The organism is Mycobacterium sp. (genome assembly GCF_032162605.1).
Lineage (GTDB): Bacteria > Actinomycetota > Actinomycetes > Mycobacteriales > Mycobacteriaceae > Mycobacterium.
This window is the reverse complement of sequence record NZ_JAVROT010000124.1, coordinates 1-4,104: the sequence shown is the minus strand read 5'-3', so window position 1 is coordinate 4,104 and position 4,104 is coordinate 1. Positions and strand designations below refer to the sequence as shown.

4 protein-coding genes are annotated in these 4,104 nt (G+C 62.8%); 2 read left to right on the top strand and 2 right to left on the bottom strand.

Translation table 11 applies throughout. From position 1 onward, the window contains the following. Together QOI01_RS07795 and QOI01_RS07790 are read right to left on the bottom strand one after the other, a co-directional pair. Window positions 1–2,339 (bottom strand): MMPL/RND family transporter (locus tag QOI01_RS07795; RefSeq protein ID WP_526379612.1); only part of this gene is annotated, 2,339 nt, incomplete at its 3' end. A gap of 35 nt (window positions 2,340–2,374) precedes the next feature. Next, complete coding sequence (locus QOI01_RS07790) at window positions 2,375–2,818, bottom strand: MmpS family transport accessory protein (RefSeq protein WP_526379610.1); 444 nt, start codon at window positions 2,816–2,818, stop codon at window positions 2,375–2,377. Between the two features lie 297 nt (window positions 2,819–3,115). On the opposite strand from QOI01_RS07790, the gene QOI01_RS07785 reads away from it, so the two are divergent. Both QOI01_RS07785 and QOI01_RS07780 read left to right on the top strand, forming a co-directional pair. Continuing rightward, on the top strand, window positions 3,116–3,595 hold the full coding sequence (locus QOI01_RS07785) for a MarR family winged helix-turn-helix transcriptional regulator (protein WP_526379608.1): 480 nt from the start codon (window positions 3,116–3,118) through the stop codon (window positions 3,593–3,595). A gap of 97 nt (window positions 3,596–3,692) precedes the next feature. Further along, on the top strand, window positions 3,693–4,104 hold a 412-nt coding region (locus tag QOI01_RS07780; RefSeq protein ID WP_526379606.1), incomplete at its 3' end, for an MFS transporter.

Genomic DNA, 4,104 nt, shown 5'->3' with positions numbered 1-4,104 from the left:
GTTCCGGGAATCACGATGGCGGCCATCAGGCTTCGGGTCAGGACCAGCATGATCAGGAAGATCAGCACGAAGGCGGCGATGGCCACGATCTTGAGATCCGAGGCGGCGTATTCCTTGATGTCCTTGTTGTTGGACGCCGCGCCCCCGATGTAGATCCGCGCACCGGCCAACGACGTCTCCTTCAGCGCCGCCTTCACCGCATCGGGGAAGGCGTTGACGTGGTCGATGCCTTCGGGGGCCATCGCATTGCCCTCGTGGGTGATGACGAACCGAGCGGCCTTGCCGTCCGGGGACATCATCAGCTGTTCTCCGGTCTTGACGTCCTCGTTGTCGAAACCCTCTCGGGGCATGTAGAAGTAGTCGTCACTGCGGGACTGGTCGAAGTCGTTGCCCACGTTGATCTGGTCGGCGAAGGTCTGATCGGTCTGGGTGGCTTGCAGATGCGACGGGCCGTAGTTGTTGACGATGACGGTTTGCAGCGCCTGCGTCTCGTCGCGCATCACCTTCAACTGGGCCACCATTTGGGGCATCAGGGCGTCGACGGCCTGAAAATCGGTGACGGCGTTGGCGATCTGTTCGTCGAGGGCGTCGATGCCGTCGAGCGAGTCGAACAACGATCGGAAGGACCAACACGACGGAATGTCGGCGCAGTGCGGCTCCCAGTAGAAGTAGCTCTTCAGCGGCCGGAAGAAGTCGTCGAGATTGGCGATGTCGGAATTGACCTCGTCGGTGACCGCCTGCAGATTCTCCAGGGTGAGGACGGTCGTATGCAGATCGTCGGCCAACTGCTGAGTCAGGTCGATCGTCTTGCCCAACGTCGCCACGGTGTCGGCTTGGAGCTTGGCCTGCTCATCGGTGTTGTCGTTCGCATGTTCGTTGAACGGCAACTGCTGACCGGCGGCCCCACCCTGGACGGTGAAGAGATACGGCACGTTGGCGTGGTCCAGTGGTCGGCCCAGCGGTCTGGTGATGCTCTGCACCATGGCCACCCCAGGCAGGCGCACGAGTTCCTTGGCCACGCGGTCCAGTGAGATGAAGTCCGCCGAGTTGCGCATGTCGTGATCGGACTCGACCATCATCATCTCGGTGAACAGCTTGCTGGACGGGAAGTGCCGATCCGAGGCCGTGAAACCCTGGTTGGCCGCACCACTGGCGGGCTGATAGGCCCGGTCGTCGTAACTCACCTGATAGCTCGGCACGAAGATCGCCCCGAGCAGCACCACTGCTGTGCTGGCGGCGAGGATCGGCACCGGCCAGCGCACCACACTCGCCCCGATCCGCCGATACAAGCGCCCGCGCGTCATCTGCTTGGGATCGAAGAGCCCGAACAAGCTCCCCAGCGTCAGCAATGCCGGGGCGAGCGTCAACGCCGCGGCGATCGTGAACAGCATGCTGATGGCCACCGCTGGGCCCATGGTGTGGAAGTAGTCCAGGCGCGCGAAGGTCAGGCAGAAGCACGAGCCGGCGATCGTCAGCCCCGAGCCGATGATGATGGGTGCCACGCTGCGGTAGGCGGTGTAAAAGGCCTCTTCCTGGGTTTCGCCCAGCTGTCTGGCCTCGTGGTAGCGGCCCAACAGGAAGATGCCGTAGTCCGTGCCTGCTCCCAGGGTCAGCGAGACGACGATGTTCACCGCGAACGACGACATCGGGATGAAGCCGTAATGCCCAAGGGTCGACACGACGCCCTTGGCGATGAGGATTTCGAACAGCACGCTATACATGGGCACGGCCACGTTGGTCAGCGAGCGGTACACCAGCAGCAGCATCACCAGGATCAAGATGATCGTGACGATCGTGATGTTGTTCAGGCTCGCGTTCGCGATCGACAGGGTGTCCGAGGCCATCGGCGCCGAACCGCTGACGTAGGTCTTCAGCCCCTGCGGCGGGGGGTCCTTGGCGACGATGTCGCGCACGGCGTCCACGGACTGGTTGGCCTGGATCTGGCCGACGTTGCCCGCCAGACGGAGCAGCACGTAGGTCGCCTTGCCATCGATGCTCTGCGCTCCGGCCGCGGTGATCGGCTTGCCCCACAGATCCATCACGTACTGCACGTGCTGCGTGTCGTTCTTCAGGCGCTGCACCAAGTCGTCGTAGTACTGGTGGTCCTGGTCGTCGAGCGGATGGTCGGCCTCCAGGACGACCATCGTGAGGCTGGTGGAGTTGGACTCCTGGAACTTGTCACCAATGTGTAGCAGTGCGTACTGCGAAGGCGCATAGGTCGGAACTTCGGGTCCTGCGAGTTCGGTGGCGACGTCCTCCACCTTCGGCACGAAGGTGTTCGTCGTGATCGCGAGCAGCGCCCAGAAGATGATGATCGGGATCGCCAGCAGGCGCACCATTCTGGGGAAGAACGGCCGCGTCGCCTGATGCGCGCTCACGCGGACTTCACCCTGCAGGTGACGTCCGCATCCTCGCGAGTCGCCGATTGTTCGTCGCGGACAACGTCATTGACCAGCATCCGGCAGCCGACCTGACCGCCGTGCACCTGCGCCGAGATGCTGCCGGACACCACGGTGAGCGTGGTGGTCTCGGTGTGCGACCACGGTAGGTCGGTGAGGTCGATCTTGTGCGGATGCCCATCGATGTCGATGTAGTCCAGCATCCCGCCGCTGCCGACGTCACCGAACAACTCATAGGTGAGCCGTTTGGGAGTGAATTCCTCGGGTGCCTGTGGGGGATTGACGGCCAAGACCGGCCCCGGAGCCGAAGACTGGTGCACCTTCCACATGCTCAGCGCACCCAGACTGAGGGCAACGACGGCAACCAGCGGGATCCAGGCCCTCTGCAGGACCGTCCTGACGGCTGATCGTTGGCTCACTGAATGACCTCTCGGATTCCGTCCTCGGGCGCGGTACCCGGGTGATCGGCACGATCGTCGATTCGCAATGCTCGCACCGATTTTTATATCCCACGTAGGATAGATAGTTCAACCGCATAGCGTTCGATCGGGCGATTCACAGCACATCTCAAGGTTTGAACTTCATGCCGCATGCACGCATAATGTTCGTAACGGGATGTCTAGAGGCGGATTCGGATTCGATGGATCGGTCCGGCGCGAACACTCAGCATGCGACTCATGATTCCCTGTGCATCACTTCAGTGATATAAATCAAGTATGGAACGAGCAGTCGGCGACAGTGCCGATGCCGTCGCCGAGATGATCAACCTCGGGATGGACTTGATGTGGCGATACCTGATCGACCGCGACGACCTCAGCGCCAGCGCGGCACTGGTACTTAACCGGTTGTATAGGGAAGGCCCGATGAGGTTGACGGCGCTTGCCGAGGCCGAGGGCGCCAGTCAGTCGGGGATGACGCAATTGGTACAACGTCTGGAACGTCAGGGATTGCTGGAGAAGTGGAGCGACCCCGACGATGGCCGAGCGTCGTTGGTGATGCTCGGCGAGGCGGGTAAGCAGAGCTGGGAAGCGCGCGCCACGGTCCGCAGGCAGCGTATCGCCGACATCTTGCCAGAGCTGTCCCGAGACGATGAGGTGGCGTTGTGGCTGGCCGCCGAGGTGGTAAATCGCGTTCTCGGCCAGGTGCGAGCGATTGCGGGTTTGCAGGCGCGGAACGGGGCCGACCTCACGGGCTGATCCGATGGTCCCGCGGCCGACGGCAGTTGAGCGGCCACCGAATCCACCGAATCCCTCCGGCTTTTCCTAGATGATCTAATCACTTAAGATCCTTTGCATGGCTAATCAAATGGTGGAACGTTCAGCGCCACCTCGGGGCGGTGGCCTGCTGATCGCGGCATTGGCTGCGGCCGGCATCAGTGTCTCGATGATGCAAACGCTGGTCATTCCGCTAGTGCCGCAGCTGCCCGCTCTGCTGAACACCACGTGGGCCAACGCGTCGTGGGCGATCACCGCCACCCTGCTGACGGGGGCGGTCGCCACGCCGATGTTCGGGCGTCTCGGCGACATGTTCGGCGCCAAACGCGTCCTCATCGCCTGCGCGGTGCTGCTCACGGTGGGCTCTGTCATCGCGGCGCTCACCAGTTCCCTGGTGCCGCTGATCGTCGGCCGCGCCTTGCAGGGCTTTGGCGCACCGGTGATTCCCTTGGGCATCAGCGTGCTGCGGGCGGCACTCCCCACCGAACGCG

Coding starts and splice junctions, on each gene's coding strand:
- QOI01_RS07785 (WP_526379608.1), top strand. CDS start 3,116: ATGGAACGAGCAGTCGGCGACAGTGCCGATGCCGTCGCCGAGATGATC.